This window comes from Collinsella aerofaciens, assembly GCF_028206995.1.
GTDB classification, from domain to species: domain Bacteria; phylum Actinomycetota; class Coriobacteriia; order Coriobacteriales; family Coriobacteriaceae; genus Collinsella; species Collinsella aerofaciens_AQ.
In genome coordinates this window covers 1-22225 of the sequence record NZ_JAQLFL010000007.1, presented here as the reverse complement: position 1 = coordinate 22225, position 22225 = coordinate 1, and the positions used below count along the sequence as shown (strand labels likewise).

16 protein-coding genes are annotated in these 22225 nt (G+C 58.7%); 12 read left to right on the top strand and 4 right to left on the bottom strand.

Annotation, left to right across the window (positions count from 1 at the left end; genetic code table 11):
* The first annotated feature begins 171 nt into the window (after positions 1-171).
* Positions 172-549, top strand: coding sequence for a RidA family protein (locus tag PMX60_RS06305; protein ID WP_271747277.1), 378 nt, complete (start codon positions 172-174; stop codon positions 547-549).
* A gap of 124 nt (positions 550-673) precedes the next feature.
* Here PMX60_RS06305 and PMX60_RS06300 read toward each other — a convergent pair whose 3' ends face one another.
* Positions 674-1330 carry a helix-turn-helix transcriptional regulator gene (locus PMX60_RS06300; protein ID WP_271747275.1) on the bottom strand — a complete coding sequence of 219 codons (657 nt, stop codon included), beginning with the start codon at positions 1328-1330 and terminating at the stop codon, positions 674-676.
* A 352-nt stretch (positions 1331-1682) separates the two neighbouring features.
* Here PMX60_RS06300 and PMX60_RS06295 point away from each other — a divergent pair, with 352 nt between their 5' ends.
* The 5 genes from PMX60_RS06295 (at position 1683) to xdh (ending at position 11058) form a co-directional block, all read left to right on the top strand.
* Positions 1683-3077 (top strand): uracil-xanthine permease family protein, encoded by a 1395-nt coding sequence (locus tag PMX60_RS06295; RefSeq protein ID WP_055285183.1) that lies wholly within the window; start codon positions 1683-1685, stop codon positions 3075-3077.
* A gap of 195 nt (positions 3078-3272) precedes the next feature.
* Positions 3273-4628 (top strand): putative aminohydrolase SsnA, encoded by a 1356-nt coding sequence (ssnA, locus tag PMX60_RS06290; protein WP_271747274.1) that lies wholly within the window; start codon positions 3273-3275, stop codon positions 4626-4628.
* Between the two features lie 149 nt (positions 4629-4777).
* Positions 4778-7777, top strand: a complete 3000-nt coding sequence (gene ygfK / locus PMX60_RS06285) for a putative selenate reductase subunit YgfK (protein WP_271747273.1) — start codon at positions 4778-4780, stop codon at positions 7775-7777.
* 11 nt (positions 7778-7788) lie between these two features.
* Entirely contained in the window at positions 7789-8268 is a 480-nt protein-coding gene (locus tag PMX60_RS06280) for a 4Fe-4S binding protein (RefSeq protein ID WP_271747272.1), read from the top strand.
* A 12-nt stretch (positions 8269-8280) separates the two neighbouring features.
* Positions 8281-11058 (top strand): selenium-dependent xanthine dehydrogenase, encoded by a 2778-nt coding sequence (gene xdh / locus PMX60_RS06275; protein ID WP_271747271.1) that lies wholly within the window; start codon positions 8281-8283, stop codon positions 11056-11058.
* A 491-nt stretch (positions 11059-11549) separates the two neighbouring features.
* On the opposite strand, the gene PMX60_RS06270 is transcribed toward xdh, so the two are convergent.
* Together PMX60_RS06270 and PMX60_RS06265 are read right to left on the bottom strand one after the other, a co-directional pair.
* Positions 11550-12107, bottom strand: a complete 558-nt coding sequence (locus tag PMX60_RS06270; RefSeq protein ID WP_271747270.1) for a hypothetical protein — start codon at positions 12105-12107, stop codon at positions 11550-11552.
* Between the two features lie 32 nt (positions 12108-12139).
* On the bottom strand, positions 12140-12526 hold the full coding sequence (locus tag PMX60_RS06265; protein WP_271747268.1) for a hypothetical protein: 387 nt from the start codon (positions 12524-12526) through the stop codon (positions 12140-12142).
* A 591-nt stretch (positions 12527-13117) separates the two neighbouring features.
* On the opposite strand from PMX60_RS06265, the gene PMX60_RS06260 reads away from it, so the two are divergent.
* Positions 13118-14509: an ATP-binding protein gene (locus PMX60_RS06260; protein WP_271747267.1), complete on the top strand. Its 1392-nt coding sequence runs from the start codon at positions 13118-13120 to the stop codon at positions 14507-14509.
* A gap of 996 nt (positions 14510-15505) precedes the next feature.
* On the top strand, positions 15506-16159 hold the full coding sequence (locus PMX60_RS06255) for an SIMPL domain-containing protein (protein ID WP_055309379.1): 654 nt from the start codon (positions 15506-15508) through the stop codon (positions 16157-16159).
* 143 nt (positions 16160-16302) lie between these two features.
* Here the strand turns inward: PMX60_RS06255 and PMX60_RS06250 are convergent, their stop codons facing one another.
* Positions 16303-16428 carry a hypothetical protein gene (locus PMX60_RS06250; protein WP_262348828.1) on the bottom strand — a complete coding sequence of 42 codons (126 nt, stop codon included), beginning with the start codon at positions 16426-16428 and terminating at the stop codon, positions 16303-16305.
* Positions 16429-16686: 258 nt separating this feature from the next.
* Here PMX60_RS06250 and PMX60_RS06245 point away from each other — a divergent pair, with 258 nt between their 5' ends.
* From PMX60_RS06245 to PMX60_RS06230, 4 genes are all read left to right on the top strand, one after another.
* Positions 16687-17421, top strand: coding sequence for a 3'-5' exonuclease (locus PMX60_RS06245; RefSeq protein WP_055309378.1), 735 nt, complete (start codon positions 16687-16689; stop codon positions 17419-17421).
* A 133-nt stretch (positions 17422-17554) separates the two neighbouring features.
* The gene (gene hsdR / locus PMX60_RS06240) at positions 17555-19942 is read left to right on the top strand and encodes an EcoAI/FtnUII family type I restriction enzme subunit R (protein ID WP_416377926.1); all 2388 of its coding nucleotides are present in this window, start codon (positions 17555-17557) and stop codon (positions 19940-19942) included.
* Positions 19943-19961: 19 nt separating this feature from the next.
* Positions 19962-21440 carry a class I SAM-dependent DNA methyltransferase gene (locus PMX60_RS06235; protein WP_006235244.1) on the top strand — a complete coding sequence of 493 codons (1479 nt, stop codon included), beginning with the start codon at positions 19962-19964 and terminating at the stop codon, positions 21438-21440.
* Positions 21441-22225: restriction endonuclease subunit S (locus PMX60_RS06230; RefSeq protein ID WP_271747266.1), on the top strand; the 785-nt coding region annotated here is incomplete at its 3' end.

Genomic DNA, 22225 nt, shown 5'->3' with positions numbered 1-22225 from the left:
TCGGCCCGTACGCGCCGTTGGGCGATAAAATATTATCGCAATCTGATAATTATCTTGCATCGGGCAAAATCATCCCCTACTATCCCAATCAAGCGCGGTGTTCAGACCGAACTGTGCCTCCCGGTGCGAACGCCGCGCTCACGCTCTCTATTTGATCGTAAGGAGAAAAACATGAGCAAGACCGTCGTGTCTTCCGATAACGCACCCGCAGCCATCGGCCCGTATTCCCCCGGTATCCAGACCGGCAACATGGTGTTTCTGTCCGGCCAGCTGGGCATTGACCCTGCGACCGGCAAGATGCCCAAGGGTGTCGAGGCTCAGGCCAAGCAGTCCCTCGCTAACGTCGAGGCCCTGCTGACCGCTGCCGGCGCCACGTTTGCCGATGTCGTCAAGACCACGGTCTACCTGGCCGACATCGCCGACTTCGCCGCCGTGAACGAGATCTACGCCTCCAAGTTCGAGGCTCCGTTCCCCGCGCGCAGCGCCTTCCAGGTTGCCGCCCTTCCGGCTGGCGGTCTGGTCGAGATCGAGGTCATCGCCGCCCTCTAAGGCGTTGACAACAACTAAACATGACATGCAAAAAGACCCTGCAGCGCGTGCGAGCTGCAGGGTCTTTTGTCAAGCGATGCGACAAAAATGATCCGTTTTCCTCCGTCCCCAAGGGATCAGTGGGTTAGCCCTCCTTGCGGACCTTTTGCAGATAGCGGTAGACGCTGGGCTCAGAGATTCCAAGCACGGCGGCAGCGCAGGCAACGGCGCCCTTGAGCATAAACACGCCGTTGCCGTTGAGATGGCGGATAACATCGACGCGGTCGGCCTGGCCGAGCGAGGCGACATCCTGCCCGCGGCTTTCGAGCAGCTCGGAAATACTGCGGTCGATGAGCTCCTGTGTGGACTCCGAAAGGCTTTCGACCTCGATAGGGGCGGGCTCCGTGCGCGTCGGCGCCGCGTCGAAGCACGCCATGAGCTGCTGCGCCATGGCGTTGATGGAGCGTACGGTCGAGAGGTCGGTGTTGACGCAGAGCATACCGACGATCTCGTCATTCTCGCGGATAAAGTATGTCGCTGACTCCAACGTCTTGCCTCCGGCGCCGCGGCCCTCGTAGCCCGTAATAAACGGCAGGTCGCGATACTTGGCGTCGTGTATGATCTTGAGTGCCAGATCGGTGGCGGGACCGCCGACCTTGCGGCCGCTCACGATGCCGTTGCGAATATCGACGATGGCGTGGTCGGGATCCGAGAAATCGTGCAGCACGATTTCGCTGTTTTTGCCGAGTATCTGCTCCAGAAAATCGACCATCGGCAAAAAGCGACGTACGGTCTCGTTCACGGGCAACTCCTTGGGGTGAAATCGGAAATGTTCATAACAATTTTTTCTCATGGTAACACGCCATTCCTCATCTCGTATATCCGCAGGTACATTGCGTAATACAGACGAACGGTAGGAATTTGGCGGTAAACGGTCGACCAAAAGAATAGTTAGATGTTATTTTGACAAGACACTTTCCTGACCTGCGGAAATGCATTATCTCAGCCGAAGAATAGGCTGATAACAAAAAATTATTATTGAGAATGAGAATCATCTTTAATACGATATGCAACGAAGGCACAACCTCAACCCCGCACTGCGTCACAATAGAGCGTTAGATGCGAAAACAACTACTTCGAGGATTGGTGGTCAAATGACCCAGGAGACGGTTACGAACGGCACTGAAGCCCTGTTCACTCGCGAAGGCATGCCGCCCGTTAAGGAAATGATCCCGTGTGCCCTTCAGCACGTACTGGCATCGTTTGCCGGCATTATTACCCCGGCGGTCATCATGGCCGGCGTCTACGGCTTTAATAGCCAGCAGAGCACCGACATCATTCAGGTTGCGCTCATTCTTTCGGCAATCGACACGGCCCTTCAGGCCTTCGCTCCCTTCCGTCGCATCGGCGGCGGCCTGCCCATCGTCATGGGCGTTTCGTTCGCGTTCCTGCCGGCCCTGCAGGCCATGGGCGCCTCGGGCTTTAGCTTTGGCGCGCTGCTGGGCGGCGAGATCGTCGGCGGCGCCGTTGCGGTCCTCTTTGGTCTGGCCTACAGCAAGATCAAGTGGCTGTTCCCGCCCGTCGTGACCGGTACGGTCATCTTCTCCATTGGCGTCTCTCTCTATCCCACGGCCGTCAAGTACATGGCCGGTGGCATGGGCACGCCGCTGTGGGGCACCCCGCAGGCCTGGTGCGTCGCTCTTATCACCTTCGCCGTGGTCTTTGCGCTCGCCAACTTTGGCAAGGGCACGCTCAAGCTGGGCTCCGTGTTCTTTGGCATGATCGTTGGCATGATCGTCTCCATCCCCTTTGGCATGATCGACTTCTCCAGCGTCGCCACCGCTCAGGTCTTCGCTCTTCCCAAGCTCATGCCCTACGCGCTCGAGTTTGATCCCGAGGTCTGCATTACCCTCGCCGTCGTGTTCCCCATGGTTGCCATCCAGGTTATCGGTGACGTCTCCGCCGCCTGCCTGGGCTCCATCGACCGTATGCCCACCGAGCGCGAGCTCTCCGGCGCTATCGTGTCCCAGGGCCTCACCTCTATGGTCGGCGGTCTGCTGGGCGGTCTTCCCACCAGCGCCCTTGGCCAGAACGTGGGCATCATCTGCTCCAACAAGGTCGTCAACAAGTGGGTCTTTGTGATCATTGCGGCCGTCTTTGCCATCGCCGGTCTGTTCCCGCAGCTCTCTGCCGTCCTTTCCGCTATCCCGCAGCCCGTCATCGGCGGCGCGACCGTCGGCGTCTTTGGCACCATCACCATGAACGGCGTGCGCATGTTCACCCGCGAGGGCCTCACGCAGCGCACCACCACCATCGTCGGCACCTCCGTCGTCTTTGGCCTGGGTATCTGGATGGCCAGCGGTTGCCTTGCCGGCGAGGGTATGCCCGCCTGGGTGTCCACCGTCATCGGCTCCAATGCCGTAACCCCCACCGCCATCATGGCCATTGTCCTTAACCTGATCCTTCCGCAGACGCCGGTCGTGGCTCAGCACATCGATGCTGCCAAGGACGCTGCCGTGGATCTGGTCTTGCCCGAGAGCAAGAAGTAACCAATTCGGTGCTATTCGTCGGCGGACGCATCGCCTCGTCCGCCGACGCCATGCGGCACCAAGCCGCACTTCAAAGGGTTTGTCCCTTTGGTGAAGCGTTGACGGGAGAGGGCCCGTTTCCGGTGTAGGCCGGCGCTTCGCACTCCGCCATGTCAGAGGTGTCAAACCCCGCCTCTGATGTTGAAGGGAGCATCCATGCTTCTGGTCGCTAACGGTTCCGTCTTTACCCGCAACGCTCAGACCCCGTTTATTCCAAACGGTGCGGTCGCCATTGACGGAGATACGATCGTCGAAGTGGGCCCCGAGCGCGAGCTCAAGGCCAAGTACCCGGATGCCGAGTACGTCGATGCCCAGGGCAACCTCATCATGCCCGGACTCATCAACTGCCACACCCACATCTACTCGGGTCTGGCCCGCGGCCTTGCCATTAAGGGCTGCAACCCCACCAACTTCTTGGAGAATCTCGAGCAGCAGTGGTGGAAGATCGACGACAACCTGACGCTCGACGGCACCAAGGCCAGCGCCTATGCTACGATTTTGGACTCCATCCGTGATGGCGTCACCACGATCTTCGATCACCATGCGAGCTTCTGCGAGATCCCGGGAAGCCTCTTTACCATTAAGGATGCAGCTCAGGAGCTGGGCATGCGTTCGTGCCTGTGCTACGAGGTTTCCGATCGCCGTGGCCAGGAAAAATGCGACCAGGCCATTGCCGAGAACGCCGAATTTGCCCAGTGGGCCGCCAAGGAGCGTCGCGATAACGACAACCACATGATCGCTGCCATGTTTGGCGGGCATGCCACCTTTACGCTGTCGGACGAGACCATGGACAAGATGGCCGAGGCCAACAACGGCCTGACCGGCTTCCACATCCATGTGTGCGAGGGCATGAACGACGTGTGGGATTCCCGCCTCAACCGCGGTGGCATCAGCCCCGTCGAGCGCCTGCTGCAGCACAACCTGCTGGGTCCCGACACCATGCTCGGCCACTGCATCCACGTGACGCCTGCCGAGATGGATATCGTCAAGGAGTCCGGCACCTGGCTCGTCAACAACCCCGAATCCAATATGGGCAACGCCGTGGGCTGCGCCCCCGTGCTCGAGTTCTTCCGCCGCGGCATCCCCGTGTGCATGGGCACCGACGCCTACACCCACGATATGCTCGAGAGCCTTAAGGTCTTCCTGATCATTCAGCGCCACAACGCCGCCATGCCCAACGTGGGCTGGTGCGAGGCCATGACGATGCTGTTCGAGAACAACGCCAAGATGGCGAGCAAGTACTTCGATCGCAAGCTCGGTGTGCTCGAGGCCGGCGCTGCCGCCGACGTTATCGTTATGGACTACAAGCCCTTTACGCCGCTGAGCGAGGAGAACATCGACGGTCACATGCTCTTTGGCATGATGGGCAAAAACTGCCGCACCACCATCATCAACGGCCGCGTCCTGTACAAGGATCGCGAGTTCGTTGGCATTGATGAGGAAAAGATCAACGCGTGGACCATGGCTGAGTCCAAGAAGCTCTGGAGCACGCTTAACGATCGCGCCTACTAATTCACAAGTAGATTCACGCGCGTCGGGTGTTTCGCCGCATCCGGCGCGCGTATAGGCGGCCTCCGCGGGGTCGCCGGCGCTGTGCTAGCGCTACACCGTATTTGCGCCCGCCGCGCGGTCTCGCCGGGCGTTACAGAGAGGAGCTCACTATGAGCGACATCATGAGGCCGATCCCGTTTTCGCAGCTGATGAACTGGATCATCGAGGAGCACAAGACTCAGGGCGCCGTCTTTGGCGTGCGCAAGATGGTCACGACCAACCAGGAGGGTGCGCTTCCCATTTTTGACGAGCGCATCGAGACTCCGTTTGGCCCGGCCGCCGGTCCCAACACGCAGCTGGCCCAGAACATCGTGGCATCCTACGTGGCCGGTTCCCGCTTCTTTGAGCTCAAGACCGTTCAGGTTATGGACGGCGAGGAGCTCTCCAAGTGCGTCAACAAGCCCTGCATTGTGGCGCAGGACGAGTGCTACAACTGCGAGTGGTCGACCGAGCTCGAGGTTCCGCAGGCTTTTGCCGAGTACGTGAAGGCATGGTTTGCCTGCCACCTGATCGCTCGCGAGTACGGCCTGGGCAGCCCGGACGGCTTTGTCTTCAACATGTCCGTGGGCTATGACCTGGAGGGCATTAAGAGCCCCAAGGTCGACGCCTACATCGAGGGCATGAAGGACGCCAGCGGCTCCGACGTCTGGAACGAGTGCCGCGCATGGGCGCTCGCCAACCTGGACAAGTTTGAGCATGTCGACGCCGCGTTTGTCGAGTCCATCCCGGCACGCGTGTCCAACTCCATCACCGAGTCCACGCTGCATGGCTGCCCGCCGGCCGAGATCGAGCGCATCGCGACCTATCTGATCACCGAGAAGGGCCTCAACACCTACATCAAGTGCAACCCCACGCTGCTGGGCTATGAGTTTGCCCGCCAGCGTCTGAACGAGCTGGGCTTTGACTACATCGTCTTCGATGACACGCACTTCCGCGAGGACTTACAGTGGGTCGACGCCGTGCCCATGTTCGAGCGCCTGATTGCCCTGTGCGCCGAGCGCGGCCTGGAGTTTGGCGTCAAGCTGACCAACACGTTCCCCGTTGACGTGACGAGGAACGAGCTGCCTTCCACCGAGATGTACATGTCGGGCCGTTCGCTGTTCTCGCTGACCATCGAGGCTGCCCGTCGTATTACCGAGCAGTTCGATGGCAAGCTGCGCATCAGCTACTCCGGCGGTGCCACGGTCTACAACATTCGCGCCCTGTACGATGCCGGCATTTGGCCCGTTACCCTGGCGACCGACGTGCTCAAGCCCGGTGGCTACGAGCGTTTTAGCCAGATGGCCGGCGAGTTTGGCGATCTGGACGGCAGGCCGTTCGCGGGCGTCTCTCTCGAGGCTGTGACCGCGATCCAGACCGATTCGCTCACCAACCCGCTCTACAAGAAGCCGCTGCGTCCGCTGCCCGACCGCAAGGTCGCCGGCAAGAGCCCTCTTTCCGATTGCTTTACCACGCCGTGCCGCACGAGCTGCCCCATCCAGCAGGATATTCCCGCCTACCTGGCGGCCGTTGACGAGGGCCGCTACGAGGACGCACTCAACATCATCATCGAGCGCAACGCCCTGCCGTTCATTACCGGCACCATCTGCCCGCATCCCTGCGGCCGTGCCTGCGAGCGTGCGTTCTACGAGCCCGAGGGCGCCCAGATTCGCGCCAGCAAGCTCAAGGCCGCCCGCGAGGCCATGACCGCCGTGCTGCCCAAGCTGCGCACCCAGGCCATCGCCAACGACGGCGAGCGCAACGTTGCCGTTATCGGTGGCGGCCCGGCCGGCCTGGCGACGGCATTCTTCCTGACGCGTGCCGGCGTGCCCGTCACCATCTTCGAGGCCCGCGACTCTCTCGGCGGCGTGGTCCGTCACGTGATTCCCGAGTTCCGCATTGCGAGCGACGATATCTCCCACGACGCCGAGCTCTGCCTGGCCTTTGGCGCCAAGGTGCAGCTCAACGCTCGCGTGGAGTCCATTGACGAGCTCAAGGCCCAGGGCTTTACCGACGTGGTCGTGGCCACCGGTGCCTGGATGCCCGGCTCTGCGGGCCTGGGCGAGGGTGCCGAGCTCGATGTGCTGGAGTTCCTCGAGGCCGCCAAGAAGGGCGAGAAACTCGAGCTGGGTGAGGATGTCGTGGTCATTGGCGCCGGCAACACCGCCATGGACGCGGCCCGCGTGGCCAAGCGCCTTGCTGGCGTGAAGAACGTGCGCCTGGTGTATCGCCGCACCAAGAAGCAGATGCCCGCCGACGAGGAAGAGCTCGATCTTGCTCTTGCCGACGGCGTTGAGTTCTGCGAGCTGCTGGCGCCCAAGGCGCTCAACGGCTCCGTGCTGACCTGCGACGTTATGGAGCTCGGCGAGCCGGATGCAAGCGGCCGTCGCAGCCCCGTCGCCACGGGCGAGACCGTCGAGCTTTCCGCCACCACGGTGATCTGCGCCGTGGGCGAGGGCATCGATGCCAGCCTGTACGATGCCGCGGGCGTCGAGCACGACCGTCGCGGCCGTCTTGCCGCCACCTCCACCGGCGTCGAGGGCGTCTGGGCTGCAGGCGATTGCCGTCGCGGTCCGGCCACCGTGGTCGAGGCTATTGCCGACGCCGCCGAAGTCGCACGCGCCATCGCCGGCGTGGACTTTAACAAGTACGCCGACTGCAACGAGAAGGCCGGCCGCGAGGACACCTGCTACGAGCGCAAGGGGTCGCTGTGCCGCGACAAGCGCAACTGCACCAAGACCCGCTGCCTGGGCTGCGGCTCGGTGTGCGAGGTCTGCTGCGACGTGTGCCCCAACCGCGCCAACGTTGCCATTAAGGTGCCGGGCCTGGCCAAGCATCAGGTCGTCCACGTCGACGGCATGTGCAACGAGTGCGGCAACTGCGCCGTGTTCTGCCCCTACCAGGAGGGTCGTCCCTACAAGGACAAGCTCACCCTGTTCTGGAGCGAGGAGGACATGGAGAACTCCGAGAACGAGGGCTTCCTGGCCGTGGGCGATGATCACTTTAAGGTCCGCGTCGCCGGCACGGTCCGCACCGTCTCGGTCGATGCCGTCAACACCGGTCTTCCCGAGGCCGTCCGCCTGACCATCAGGGCTGTGCGCGACAACTATTCGTACCTTCTTAAGAAATAGGCGAGTCTCTTATGGCCAAATCCATTCAACATAACGTGGCCTACGTTGCCTGCGGAAGCGGTTGCGCCTCCGCAGGCGGCGACGCCCGCTGCAGCGAAGGCTGCATTGGCTGTGGCGCCTGCGTCACGGCCTGTCCCCACGGTGCCATCGTACTGGTCGATGGCGTCGCCCGCGTGGACCGCTCCAAATGCACGGGCTGCGGTCTGTGCGGTATGGCGTGCCCGCAGCGCGTGATTGCCTTCGTTCCCGGCTACCAGAACATCCTGGTGCGCTGCAACAACACCGATAAGGGCGCCATTGCGCGCAAGATCTGCGACACCAGCTGCATCGGTTGCGGCATGTGCGCCAAAAAGTGCCCTGCCGGCGCTATCCGCATCGAGGACAACTGCGCCCATATCGACGGCGCGGATTGCCTGTCGTGCGGCATGTGCGCCGTCGTCTGCCCGCATGGCGCCATCCACGACCGCACCGGCATCGCCGCCGGCGTGTAGAAGGGAATCACCATGGCACAGGAATTCACTTTTACCGTTAACGGCGTCGAGCGCACGACGACCCAAAATAAACCGCTTCTGCGCTACCTACGCGACGACCTGCACATTCACTCCGCCAAGGACGGTTGCTCCGAGGGTGCGTGCGGCACCTGCACCATCCATGTGGACGGTGCAGCCGTCAAGGCGTGCGTGCTGACCACCGCTCTTGCCGCCGGCCGCGACATCGTGACCGTCGAGGGCCTGCCCGAGGACGTGCGCGAGGCCTTTGTGTACGCCTTTGGCGCCGTGGGCGCCGTGCAGTGCGGCTTTTGCATCCCCGGCATGGTCATGGCGGGTGCGGCGCTCATCGCCGAGGATCCCGAGCCCACCGAGGAGCAGATCAAGTACGCCATCCGCGGCAACGTCTGCCGCTGCACCGGCTACAAAAAGATTATCGAGGGCATCTCGCTGGCCGCTGCGGTGCTCCGTGGCGAAAAGCAGATCGACGAGGACCTGGAGCGCGGCGACGACTACGGCGTGGGCAAGCGCGCCTTCCGCATCGACGTGCGCAAGAAGGTGCTCGGCGAGGGCAAGTATCCCGACGACATTGACGAGCTCGATCAGCCGGGCCTGACCTACGCTAGCGCCGTGCGCTCCAAGTATCCGCGCGCCCGCGTGCTCTCCATCGATACCTCCAAGGCCGAGGCCCTGCCCGGCGTGGTGGGCATCCTGCGCGCCGAGGACGTGCCGGTCAACCAGGTCGGCCACCTTATCCAGGACTGGGATGTCATGATCGCGGCGGGCGATATCACCCGCTGCGTGGGTGACGCCATCGTGCTGGTGGTTGCCGAGGACGAGGCGACGCTCGAGAAGGCCAAGAAGCTCGTCAAGATTGATTACGAGCCGCTGGAGCCCGTGCGCAACATCGCCGAGGCCAGGGCTGCCGACGCCCCGCGCCTGCATGACAGTTTCTTTGCCTTTGGCAACACGGTGGAGCTCAAGGACAACGTGTGCCAGAGCCGCCATGTGACGCGTGGCGACGCCGCCAAGGCGCTGGCGGAGAGCGCATTCACCGTGACGCAGCGCTTTACCACGCCCTTTACCGAGCATGCCTTCTTGGAGCCCGAGTGCGCCGTCGCCTTCCCGTACAAGAACGGCGTCAAGGTGCAGTCGACCGACCAGGGTGCCTACGATACGCGCAAAGAGTGCGCCCACATGTTTGGCTGGGACAACGAGCCCGAGCGTGTGGTCGTCGAGACCATGCTCGTGGGTGGCGGCTTTGGCGGCAAGGAGGACGTGTCCATTCAGCACTTGGCCGCGCTCGCTGCCTATAAGTTCCAGCGTCCTGTGAAGTGCAAGCTCACGCGTGCCGAGTCGCTTGCTTTCCATCCCAAGCGTCATGCCATGGACGGCACCTTTACGCTGGGTTGCGACGCCGAGGGCAACTTTACCGGTTTGGATTGCGAGATCAACTTTGATACCGGAGCCTACGCGTCGCTGTGCGGCCCGGTGCTCGAGCGCGCCTGTACGCATGCCGTCGGCCCCTACAAGTACCAGAACACCGACATCCGCGGCTTTGGCTACTACACCAACAACCCGCCTGCCGGCGCGTACCGCGGCTTTGGCGTCTGTCAGTCCGAGTTTGCGCTCGAGAGCCTGATCGACCTGCTGGCCGAGAAGGTCGGCCTGGATCCGTGGGAGATCCGCTACCGTAACGCCATCGAGCCGGGCGAGGTTCTACCCAACGGTCAGATTGCCGATTGCTCCACGGCACTTAAAGAGACGCTGCTCGAGGTCAAGGATGCCTACTACGCGCATCCCGGACACGCCGGTATCGCCTGCGCCATGAAGAACGCCGGCGTGGGCGTGGGCCTGCCCGATGCCGGCCGCTGCAAGATCCGCATCGAGGATGGCCGCGCCGTGGTCTACGCCGCCACGTCCGACATCGGCCAGGGCTGTAACACCGTCTTTTTGCAAGACGTTGCCGAGGCCTGCGGTCTGCCGCTGAGCTGCATTGCCAATGGCGAGTGCTCCACCGAGAACGCTCCCGACTCCGGCACTACGTCTGGCTCGCGTCAGACGGTCGTGACCGGCGAGGCCGTGCGCGGCGCCGCCTTCCTGCTGCGCGATGCCATGGTTGGCATCGAGGCGGGCAAGCCTGCACCCGATGCTCCCGTGAGCGCGCATGGCGACGGCGTCAAGATCGAGTACGACGACGGTCGCGCCTATCAGCTGCACACGCAGGAGCTCGTCGCCGGCCAAGGTATGCATCCTCAGGATCCCGCGGCCGCCATCAAGGCGCTCGAGGGATGCGAGTTTGGCTACGTGTATCTGGAGCCGACCGACAAGCTGGGTGCGGATGTTCCCAATCCCAAGAGCCACATCTGCTACGGCTTTGCCACACATGTGGTCATTCTGGATGATGACGGCCGCGTGAGCGAGATCTATGCTGCGCACGATTCCGGCAAGGTGGTCAACCCCATCTCCATCCAGGGTCAGATCGAAGGCGGCGTGCTCATGGGTATGGGCTATGCGCTTACCGAGGACTGGCCGCTCAAGGACTGCGTGCCCCAGGCAAGGTACGGTACGCTCGGGTTGTTCCGTGCGCCCGAGATTCCGGATATCCACGCCATTTACGTGGAGAAGGACGAGCTGCTGCCCGTGGCATACGGCGGCAAGGGCATCGGCGAGATCGCAACGATCCCCACGGCGCCCGCCGTACAGAACGCCTACCGCGCGTTTGACGGCAAGCTGCGTCCAGATCTGCCCATGGTGGATACGCCGTACAGCCGCGCCCGTCACCGCGGGTAGGGTAGGGCGCGGACGGTCATTGCTGACGAGCTGTTCGCGCTCAACATCAACTACATACGCTGCGCCTTTGGCCCCGGCTCCATCGCGAGCCGGGGCCTTTTGTTTGGAGCGCCTCCGCATGCGGAAGCTGCGTCCCAGATTTCGGCTCCAGAATGGGACGTACTTTCCAGACGGGGCTTCAAACGGAAACTGTATCCCGGATTCGACGCTCAGAATGGGATTCGTTTTCCGGTAGAGGCCCTCAAATGGAAAGTGTGTCCCGGAATATGGCTCTAGCGTGGGATGCATTTTCCGGTTGAAGCTTCAAGCGGAAACCGCGTCCCGGAATTCGGTCTCGGAACGGGTCGTGCTTTCCGGATCGTCCCTCAACCGGAAGTTGTGTCCCGGAATCATGCCTCAGAATGGGACGCGCTTTCCGTTGGCGTGGCCGTTGGGAAAACGCGGCCCAGATAGGGGGGGATGCGATCCGGCGATGCGCGGCCTAACAGCTCCTACAGCTCCGCTTCATTGAGCCATGTCGGCAGCGCGGTCTGCCGGATGCCTGCCGTCTGCAGCTTTTTGGCGAGCATTCCTGCCGAACGGACCTCGTTCATGGTAAAGCGCAGCAGAGGGTGGCCGTAGAGCGATAGGTGCGCCTCGCGCTGTCGTTCGGCAACGAGCGCCTCGGCGGTGGTGCGTCCGGCCAGCATGGTCTGGTCGGTATATTTGATGAGCCCGTCGAGCTCGCCCAGCGTGAGTTCCCGCGCCTGGCGCTCCCAGACAAAGTCCGTTCGTATGGGCTTGGCCGAATCGAAGGGGTCCGTCAGCTCGTATTGAAGCCAGTCGGGCGCAAAGCCCGTCTCGATCATGACGGCTCGGGCGACCGATTCCCCGCCGCTCTCGGCGCGGGCGTCGGCATATCGAAGCGTTGTGAGGGCGGTGCGAATCGCGCGACCATTGCGGGCAGTCGCTCGTTGCTCAACGGCCTCCATCAGCTGTTCCGGCGCAAGGCCGAGCTTCAGGATCGCCGAATCGGCAATGGGCATGCCGTCGGCAAAACCGGTCTGCAACAGGCAATCTGTGACCGTTTGGATGGGCGGCGTTACCGATATGCCGGCTCAATCTGGTGCCGCTGAATATGTGCGCCCGGGCGAGCCGACGGCTTTGTCGAGCTGCAAACATGCACAACATTCAGATGTCGCCACGAGACCTCGAGCCCCAGCAGGCAAGCTGCCGAAAACGAGCAGAACGTCCAATCGGGATGGATGATCGCAAGGGCGCGGAGGATCTCGCAATGGCGTTGCGCTCGGTTGAGTTCATCCCAGCGCGTTTTTCGCGCAAATAACCCCGGCATGGGCGAGACAACCGTGCCGCCGGTGCGCCGAAGGAGCGCTTTTCGGATCGCCGTGCTCGGGGGAACCCGACAGCGCCCCTCTTGTTCGGCTTGGTTCAACAGCTGGTCGATGAGTTGGTCATTGCAATGGGTCATGAGCTACCGCCTCCTTTTGGGTAGCAAAAACGTATCAGCTGGAACTTGCCGCTCAGCTGACCAAAAGCTGACCAAAATCTAACCATGCAGGTAGATGGCCTGGTTTTGACGTCATTTTTTGAAGCTGAATCGGTGGGCGGTAATCGGCGACCTTGAACGGTAGCGAGTTCTGAAGAATGGGTAAGTTTCGGGACGTGTGCTTTTTTGAAAAAGAGCATTCTATCTGCTGTTTTGTGTCTCTGGATCGCATATTTGAAGGCATGTGATATGGGCTGCGGATCGTCGTCTTGTATCTGTGGAAGCTGTGACCCGGAATGAGCGCTCGGAATGGGATGCATTTTCCGGTAGAAGCTTCAGCGGAAACCGCATCCCAGAATTCAGGCTCAGAGCGGGAAGCGCTTTCCGGATGACATGTTTGGCGGAAACTACGGCCCAGTTTTTGGCTCCAGAACGGGATACATTTTCCGGAACGGTCCACGTGCGGCGGTGTATCGCCCCTTTTCGTGCGCCGCTTGTCGAATTGCGTTATAGCTAGCTATATTATAGGAAGGTATAATATGGCTAGCTATAACGTGAAGGAAGGATGGCCCTATGTTTATCGGAAGAACAGCGGAAATGTCCGAGCTCAATCGACTGTATGGCACGGGCTCCTTTGAAATGCCTGTGATTTACGGCCGCCGTCGTGTGGGTAAAACGCGCCTTATCACAGAGTTCATCCAAGGCAAGAAGGCTATTTACTTTCAAGCTCGTCGTACCAATGCGGAGGCAAACCTGCACGGCTTTAGCCAGGCGATACTTGCAGGCTCGGTTGGTGCTGCAGGCGTGTCGTTTCGTAGTTTTGACGAAGCGTTCGATGCATTGGCCACCATGGCTCGCACGGAACGTTTGGTTGTCGTGATTGACGAGTATCCCTATCTCGCCCAATCGAATCCCGAAATCAGCTCGTTGCTGCAAGACAAGATCGATCACCTGTACAAAGAGACCAAGCTCATGCTTATCCTGTGCGGGTCGTCGCTTTCGTTTATGGAAGAGCAGGTGCTGGGCTACGAGAGTCCGCTATACGGTAGACGTACGGCCCAGTTTAAGATCATGCCGCTCGATTTTACGGCGACCCTCGGCCTGTGGCAGAGCATGAGTCGCAAAGACGCTGCAGTTTGCTATGGCATGACGGGCGGCATTCCTGCATATATCGAAAAAGTCGACCCTACCGTATCGCTCAAGGACAACATCAAACGTCTTTTCCTTACTCCTACGGGCTATCTCTTTGAGGAGCCGAGTAACCTGCTGTTGCAAGAGTGCCGCAATCCCGAGCAATATGATGCGATCGTGCAGGCAATTGCCCAGGGGCGCTCGAAGATCTCGGAGATTGCGAGCTCTACGGGAATCCCTGCGAGCAACGTAAAGAGCTATGTGGATAAGCTGGCGTCGCTTGGGATTGTCGAGCGCGAGCTGCCCCTAAACGAGACGAGCAATAAGCGAGCCGTGTATCTGCTGAGCGATCAGATGTTTAGGTTCTGGTACAAGTTTGTGCCGCAGAACATCGGGCTGATTCAAACCGATATGGCCGAGATGGCGTATGAGCGCATTGAGCCGCACGTATCGGATTACATGGGTACGGTCTTTGAGATTATATGCAGACAATACGTGTACGAACTCGCGCGCGCGGGCCAGCTCGATGTGGTTCCGGCGAGTGTCGGGCGCTGGTGGGGGACGGATAATCGCACGCATACGCAGGAAGAAATCGACTTGATTGTTGACGATGGCGAGGGCGCTGCGCTGTTTGCGGAGTGCAAATGGCGCAATGAACCGGCGGGCGAAGACGCGCTGCAAAAGCTCGTGCACCGAAGCGAGCTCTTTAGACGGCAACGAAAAAGCTATGCACTTTTCTCAAAAAGCGGCTTTACGCAGGGATGTCGGGATGCTGCGGAGAGTAGGGGAGACGTCAAGCTGATTTCGTTTGCCGAGATGTGTGGGCGGAGATAACGCTGCTCGGGGGTAAAGCCTGTCCTCGAATGGCTGGAACGGGGCCCTCTGTTGTCATGCTAGCTGCCAGCGGAATGCCGGCGGAAAGCGTGTCCCAGATTTCGGCCCCAGAGTGGGATGTCGTTTCCAGATCGGGCCTCAAACGGAAATTGCATCCCGGAATGAGCGCTCAGAACGGGATGAACTTTCCCAACGAGGTCGCATGCGGAAGCTGTGTCCCGGATTCTGACTCCAGAGTGGGATGCCGTTTCCGGCTGAGGTCTCTGGCGGAAGCTGTATCCCGGAATCGAGCTTCAGAGTGGGACGTGCTTTCCCGTCAGGAGCTCAAGTGGAAACTGCGTCCCGGATTCAAGCCTCGGAATGGGACGTGCTTTCCGGATGGGCTTCAAGCGGAAACTGTGTCCCAGAATCGACATGGCTTCAAGTGGAAAGCGCGTCTTAGAATACCGCGCCGGCGTTTTTGGCGGTCGTGGTTGGAAAGGGGAGCATTGCCTACACGCGCGACGACGGCGTGGCGGTGATCCCCATGGCGGCACTTGGGGCGTAGTGATTTTGCGGTTTGCGGTTTGCGGGGTACTGGGCCTCCATTACCGAAAATCCATTTGGTAAACCAGATGCTCGCGGATAGAATAAAGTCGACGGCAGCCCAAGTGGTGAAGAGCTGGGCAGCGCCGTTGCTTGGTCAAGAGGTCAGCGCCTTAATGGCAGCGACTTGTTATGCTTCGAATGCTGCTTGAGTGCCTCGGAAAGTTCGATAAGCGCCGTGAAGAGCGAGACCAAAGCAACCAAGAGCTCTGTGAGCTCTGATGGGCCCGGGATGACCGCTGATTCAAGTCACCGGGCCTAAATCTTTTTCACACATTCGAATAGGCGGGCGACTCTTTTGGGGCTGTCTGCGTGGCGCGTGCCTGGTGCATGGCACTGCATCCCGCTTTTGTGTCCGCACGGGCGGCTACGCTTACCGCAACGTAGCCATTCGTGGAAAGGACGGATGCCATGTCGATGGATAAAACTGGGTTCGTGAGCGTTGGCGCCGAGATCGAGGACGAGGTGATGCCCGATCGCGTCGTGTTTAGCATCTGCTTTGGGGGAAGCTTCGATACCAAGGAGGCGTGCCTGAACGACTACAACGCCGATCGCGTTAAGGTCGCTGCGGCATTGGTGCCCTTTGGTTTGGATGACGAGCTAACGTGTCGCGGTTACGCCTGCTACGCGCGAACGACACGCAGAAAGGCGACGATCACTGGCTATAGCTACCATGCCTACGGCACAATCGCCGCGTCGATTGACGCCGTCGATGTCGCCGCTATATGGACGGCTCTTAACACCTGCGGTTCGCGCGCCGACATGAGCGTAGGTTTTGATCTAGCCGACCGGCGTGCTGCCGAGGATGCCCTCATCGCCCGCGTCGTCAAGCGAGCCCGCAACAATGCGCAGGCGCTTGCGGCGGCATCGGGTTCTAAGCTGGATGGCGTCAAGCATATCTCCTACAACAGTCAGCTTGGCAGCATGGATCGGCTTTGCTATGCAAGTGCGGCCGATTTTGCGCTCGGAGCTCCTGCGGGATCGGCTGATTCCAAGGTGACGGTGCTGGAGCCAGAGCCTATCGAGGTCGAGTGCTCCGTGGATGTGGAATGGTGGCTGGAGTAGAGGGGCGAGCCCGGGCGAGCCCCGGACTTCGTAACCGAAATTCCATTTGTTAAACCTGGCGCCCGTGGGTAAAATAAAGTCGACGGCAGCCCAAGTGGTGGAATGCTGGGCAGCGCCGTTACTTCGATTAAGGGGTCAATGCCTTAGAGGCGTCGACCCCTCTTTTTCTGCTTCGTACACTGCTTGAGTGCCTCGGTAAGTCCGATAAGCGCCGTGAGGAGCGAGACCAAAGCGGTCAGGAGCTTCACGAAATCAGTCAGATCGGTCATGGGCATCACCTCCCGTCGCATGGAGGGCGCTGCCCGGCACATGGAACTGCCGTCAACAACTGCAATTCTATCAAAGTACTGCTATAAATACGAATATATGTTCGTTAATAACAGTGACATGATTCTCTCAAAGTGTGGCTTTACGCAAGGATGCCGGAAAGCCGTGCTGTGCGATTTCATGTCCGCACGGGCGCCTATCCTTACGGCAATGTAGCCACCTATGTAGCAAGCGGCAGTTGACGGAGAGAGGCCGTAACCGTGTCAGCTGAAAAGACGCCGTGTATCTCGGCTATCGATACGACGAACTTTGCGCGCCAAATTGTGCTTGATTTTGAGTTTGCGCCGGTGCCAAAGCAGCGCCAGCGCCGCGGACTGCGCAACGAGATTATCGAGGTCGGCGCTGTTAAGCTCGATTACCACGGCAACGTGATGGGCGAGTTCTCGCAGTTTGTGCAGACGGAATATGCCGAAGGCGTTGCGTATCCCGTCCGCGAGCTCACGGGGATATCGGCCGTGGATACCGCCATGGCTGATCCTCTCTACGTGGTGATGAAAAGGCTCAACGATTGGATCGGTCGCTACTCCGCCCAGATAGTTTGCTGGAGCGGGACGGATCGTCGACAGCTTTTGACCGAGTGCCAGGCAAAGCACATCGACCTTGCCGCATTTCCTACGGACTGGGCCGACCTGCAGGCGTTTTACACCTCGATCATGGACGTGGGCAGCCATGGGCGCGTCTCTTTGAGTGACGCGGCGACGTGGTTTGGCATCGAGTTCGACGAGTCGACGGGTCACGCCCACAGCGCCCTTGCCGATGCTCGTGTGACCGCCAAGCTGCTCAAGCAGATGATGGACGGGAACTACCGCGTGAGCCCGCGCGCCCAGGAGATACGCCAACGATGGGGGATGGGCGAGCGAGCTCAGACGCGCCTTTCCAGCAAGTGCCCCGAGCTGAGCGATCTGCTGCTGAAGTTGAAAGCGGAGGGAAGGTAGGCGGGGCTCCGGGAATGACCTCTGACTCGATTCGCCGGGGCTCTTTTGTTTTCTTTGGAGCTTTCTTGCGGCGCTGACTTTGCTTCGCCTCATTTCGTATAAAGCGGCTGCTAGATTGCATGGTGATGATAAAATTAATCAGTTCAACACCAACAGTTGCCGTCTTGCGCAACGAGGAGTTCCGAGACGTATGAACGAGTCTGACACACGGCTTAAACTCATTGATCCTGCGATTATGAAGTCGTGGGATCGTAATACCCAAGTCTTCACTGAGTATTTCTTTACCAGTGGCGAGATCGTTGTGCGCGGAAGCATGGTCACCCGTAAAGACAAGAAGAAGGCTGACTACCTTCTGATGTATGCTCCGGGCATCCCTATCGCAATCGTCGAGGCTAAGGATACGGAGCACACCGTTGATGCCGGTCTCCAACAGGGGATGGGATATGCCCAGCTGCTCGATATTCCGTTTGCGTACAGCTCAAACGGAAAGGGTTTTGTTGAGCACGATTTTCTTACCGGGAAAGAGCGCGCTCTTGCCATGGACGAGTTTCCCACTCCGGCGGAACTTTGGACACGATACTCAAAAGCTAAGGGGCTTGAACATCCGTATAGCCAGGAGATTGTGACCGCTCCGTATTACCAGGAGCACGGCGGCAATCATCCTCGCTACTATCAGTGCATCGCCATCAATCGTACGCTTGAAGCTATTGCGCGAGGTAAGAATCGCATCTTGCTCGTTATGGCAACGGGAACGGGAAAGACTTTTACGGCTTTTCAAATCGTTCATCGCTTGCGACAGACTACCGAGGTTCGTAAGGTTCTCTATCTGGCGGACCGCAATATTCTCGTCGATCAGACCATAGACGGCGATTTCAAGCCTCTCAAGAGGGTTACAACCAAGGTCGTAGGTCGAAAGCTCGATTCTGCTTACGAGGTCTATTTCTCGCTCTACCAACAGCTTGTTGGAGAAAACGGTGAAGAAATATTCCGCGAGTTCGACTCGGAATTCTTTGATTTGATTATCGTCGACGAGTGCCATCGCGGAAGCGCCGCGGCGGACTCCGCATGGCGTAAGGTACTTGAGTATTTCAATTGTGCAATTCAAATCGGTATGACGGCTACGCCAAAGGAGACTGAAGAGGTTTCAAACATTACCTACTTCGGCGAACCTGTCTACACCTACTCCCTTAAACAGGGAATCGAGGATGGCTTTCTCGCCCCGTATAAAGTTATTCGTCCTAAGCTGAACGTCGACATTTACGGATACCGTACTGAGGAAGGCACCATAGATGATCGCGGCGAAGCTCTGCCCAAACGTGTTTTCGAGAAGCAAGACTTCGACAGCGAGATTGTCATCAAAGAGCGCTACGAGGAAGTTGCCAAGCGGATAACTCAATTTCTAAAGGAGACGGATCGTTACTCCAAGACCATAGTCTTTTGCGTTGACATCGAGCATGCCGAAAATATGCGACGTGCCCTTGTAAACGAGAACGCCGATATCGTAAGAGATCACCCCACCTACATCATGAAGATTACGGGTGACGACAGGGAAGGTAAGGCTCAGTTAGATAACTTCATCGACCCCGACGAGAAATACCCGACCATCGTTACGACTTCGAAGCTTCTCACCACTGGTGTTAATTGCAAGACGTGTAAGGTAGTCGTGCTCGACAACAAGTTCGGTGAGCACGGAATGACGGAGTTCAAGCAGATTATCGGCCGCGGAACCCGTATCTGTGAGGACTACGACAAACTCTATTTCACCATCCTCGATTTTCGTGACGCATCGCGTTTGTTTGCAGATCCCGAGTTTGATGGCGAACCTGTTGTTGTGTTTGAGCCTAATCCGGGTGACCCCATTGCGGATCCGGGTCCCGGCGGCAATGGCGGCAGTCCCGTTCCGCCTCCGTCTCCGATCGTAGACCCACCCGTATTGCCGCCGGACGATCCGTCCTCCCATGTGAAATATCACGTTCATGGGGCCGACGTCTATGTAGTGTCGGAGATGGTGCAGTATTACTCCTCCGATGGCCTTCTTGTAACTGAGAGCCTTAAGGACTATACGCGAAAAAACATTCTCGGCGAATACGACACTCTTGACCACTTCCTAGCGGCGTGGAACTCTGAACATAAGAAACAAGCGATTATCGATGAGCTGCGCGCTCATGGCGTATTTCTGGATGAGCTGCGGCTTGAGACTGGACAAGAGCAAATGAGCGACTTTGACCTCATTTGCCATATTGCTTACGACCAGAGGCCCCTGACGCGCAGCGAGAGAGCCAATAGCGTCAAGAAGAAGGGCGTGCTTTATGAGTATGCCGGCGTCGCGCGTGAGGTCCTTGAAGCGCTTCTCGACAAATATGCGACGTCGAACCTCGTAGACTTGGACGACACCCACGTCCTCGACCTCGAGGAATTCCGTCGGTTTGGCAGCCCAATGAAGATCGTCGCCGCATTCGGCGGCAAACAACAGTACATTCAGGCAGCGCAGATGCTCGAGGACGAGCTCTACATCGCATAGAGAAAGGTAACGATAGCAAATGGCACTGGGATCTCTCGTAAAGACCCTGCAGAACATCATGCGCAAAGACGCCGGCATCAATGGCGATGCGCAGCGCATTGAGCAGATGACTTGGCTTTTCTTCCTCAAGATCTACGATGCCAAGGAGCAGGAGTGGGAGTTTCACGATGACTCCTATCAGTCCATCATCCCCGAGCGCTTGCGCTGGTATAGCTGGGCGCACGATGCGAAAGACGGCAAGGCGCTTACTGGCGATGAGCTTCTCGACTTTGTGAACAATGATCTATTCAAGACTCTTGAGAGTCTTGAGCTTGCACCTGATGCGCCTTTGCGACACGTCGTCGTCAAGGCTGCTTTTACTGACGCCAACAACTACATGAAGGATGGGATTCTACTTCGTCAAGTCATCAACGAGATTGACGAGTCGGTTGATTTTACCGAGTACAAAGAGCGCCACGCCTTCGGTGAAATTTACGAGACCATCCTGAAAGACTTACAGTCCGCGGGTAATGCCGGCGAGTTTTACACGCCCCGAGCGGTGACTGACTTTATGGCCCAGGCACTTGCGCCCAAGCTCGGCGAGACTGTGGCTGACTTCGCGTGTGGCACGGGCGGCTTTTTGACGAGCGCCCTCAAGATTCTCGACTCCCAGGTTCAGACTCCAGCCGATCGTGAACTCTATGCAAGATCGGTCTACGGCATCGAGAAGAAGCAGCTCCCTTACCTGCTGTGCGTGACCAACATGCTGTTGCACGATATCGATAATCCTGAAGTCTTTCACGATAACTCTCTCGAGAAGGATGTTCGCGAGTGGAAGCACAAGCCTGACGGCCAGTTTGACGTCGTACTTATGAACCCGCCCTATGGCGGGTCCGAGAGTGCATCGGTGCAAAACAACTTCCCTGTTGCACTCCGTAGCTCCGAGACCGCAGATCTATTCCTTGGACTCATTCTTTATCGTCTTAAGCGAGGCGGCCGCGCTGCTGTTATCATTCCGGATGGTTTTCTCTTTGGCCAGGATAGTGCAAAGACGGAGATCAAGCGTCGCCTGCTTGAGGACATGAACTTGCATACTGTCTTGCGCCTTCCACAGAGTGTTTTCGCTCCGTACACGAGCATCACTACTAACGTTCTGTTCTTCGATAATACGGGGGCCTCTGAGGGCGTTTGGTTCTATCGCATGGACATGCCCGAGGGGTATAAACACTTCTCTAAGACCAAGCCCATTAGGATCGAACATTTTGCACCTGTAAAGGAATGGTGGGAGAACCGTCGGGATATCGAGGAAGACGGCAATCCCAAGGCCAAGTACTATACGGTTGACGAGTTGCGAGACGGCGGTTTTAACTTTGACGTGTGCGGCTATCCTCACGAGGAAGAGGAGATCTTACCGCCTGACGAACTGATCAGGAACTACAAAGAAGAGCGCGCTAAGCTCGATGCCGAGATTGACCAGAAGCTTGCTCGTATTTGCGAGATTCTTGGGATTGAGGCGTAGATGAAGGCAAAAGACCTGAAGAACTCAATCCTGCAAATGGCGATTGAGGGAAAGCTCGTTCCACAAGACCCGAGTGATGAGCCTGCAAGCGTCCTGCTTGAGCGTATTCGTGAAGAGAAGCATAAGCTTATTGCTGATGGTAAGGCTAAATTCCCGAAGGGCGGGGAGAGCATTATCTATATCGGTTTCGATGGCTCCCCCTATGAGAAACACGTGGACACTAAGGGACGCGTTCTGAGCGACAAGTGCATCGCAGACGAGGTTCCGTTTGGGATTCCGGAAAGCTGGGCCTGGGCGAGATTTAGTGAAGTCATTGGAATTGCAGCGCGTTTGGTCGACCCGTTGAAATATCAGGACTTTCCTCATATCGCGCCTGACAACATCCAAAAAGGCACCGGAAAGCTCTTGTTCTGTCATAGTGTTAAGGCCGACGAGGTTAAGAGCGCCAATCACCTGTTCTCTGCAGGACAGATTCTCTATTCGAAGATTCGTCCAGCTCTTCGAAAGGCGGTTATCGCCCCTTTTGATGGGCTGTGTAGTGCGGATATGTATCCGCTCAACACCAAGCTGCAACCTGAATATGTCCTCACGGTTCTCCTCAGCAATTTCTTCACTGAGGAGACGCTTAAGGGTGATACGCGTGTCAAAATGCCAAAGACTAATCAGAAGTCATTGAACGTCATTCTGGTCCCAGTTCCGCCCCTAGCTGAGCAGCGCCGCATCGTCGAGCGGGTGAACGAGCTCATGCCCCTGGTCGAGGAGTACGGTGAGCTCGAGGACGCCCG

What these genes read in the sequence shown, in the direction of transcription:
- PMX60_RS06295 (WP_055285183.1), top strand. Translation starts at nt 1,683, where the DNA reads ATGACCCAGGAGACGGTTACGAACGGCACTGAAGCCCTGTTCACTCGC.
- PMX60_RS06255 (WP_055309379.1), top strand. Translation starts at nt 15,506, where the DNA reads ATGTCGATGGATAAAACTGGGTTCGTGAGCGTTGGCGCCGAGATCGAG.
- PMX60_RS06260 (WP_271747267.1), top strand. Translation starts at nt 13,118, where the DNA reads ATGTTTATCGGAAGAACAGCGGAAATGTCCGAGCTCAATCGACTGTAT.
- xdh (WP_271747271.1), top strand. Translation starts at nt 8,281, where the DNA reads ATGGCACAGGAATTCACTTTTACCGTTAACGGCGTCGAGCGCACGACG.
- ygfK (WP_271747273.1), top strand. Translation starts at nt 4,778, where the DNA reads ATGAGCGACATCATGAGGCCGATCCCGTTTTCGCAGCTGATGAACTGG.
- PMX60_RS06265 (WP_271747268.1), bottom strand. Translation starts at nt 12,526, where the DNA reads ATGACCCATTGCAATGACCAACTCATCGACCAGCTGTTGAACCAAGCC.
- PMX60_RS06235 (WP_006235244.1), top strand. Translation starts at nt 19,962, where the DNA reads ATGGCACTGGGATCTCTCGTAAAGACCCTGCAGAACATCATGCGCAAA.
- PMX60_RS06305 (WP_271747277.1), top strand. Translation starts at nt 172, where the DNA reads ATGAGCAAGACCGTCGTGTCTTCCGATAACGCACCCGCAGCCATCGGC.
- PMX60_RS06250 (WP_262348828.1), bottom strand. Translation starts at nt 16,428, where the DNA reads ATGACCGATCTGACTGATTTCGTGAAGCTCCTGACCGCTTTGGTCTCG.
- PMX60_RS06280 (WP_271747272.1), top strand. Translation starts at nt 7,789, where the DNA reads ATGGCCAAATCCATTCAACATAACGTGGCCTACGTTGCCTGCGGAAGC.
- ssnA (WP_271747274.1), top strand. Translation starts at nt 3,273, where the DNA reads ATGCTTCTGGTCGCTAACGGTTCCGTCTTTACCCGCAACGCTCAGACC.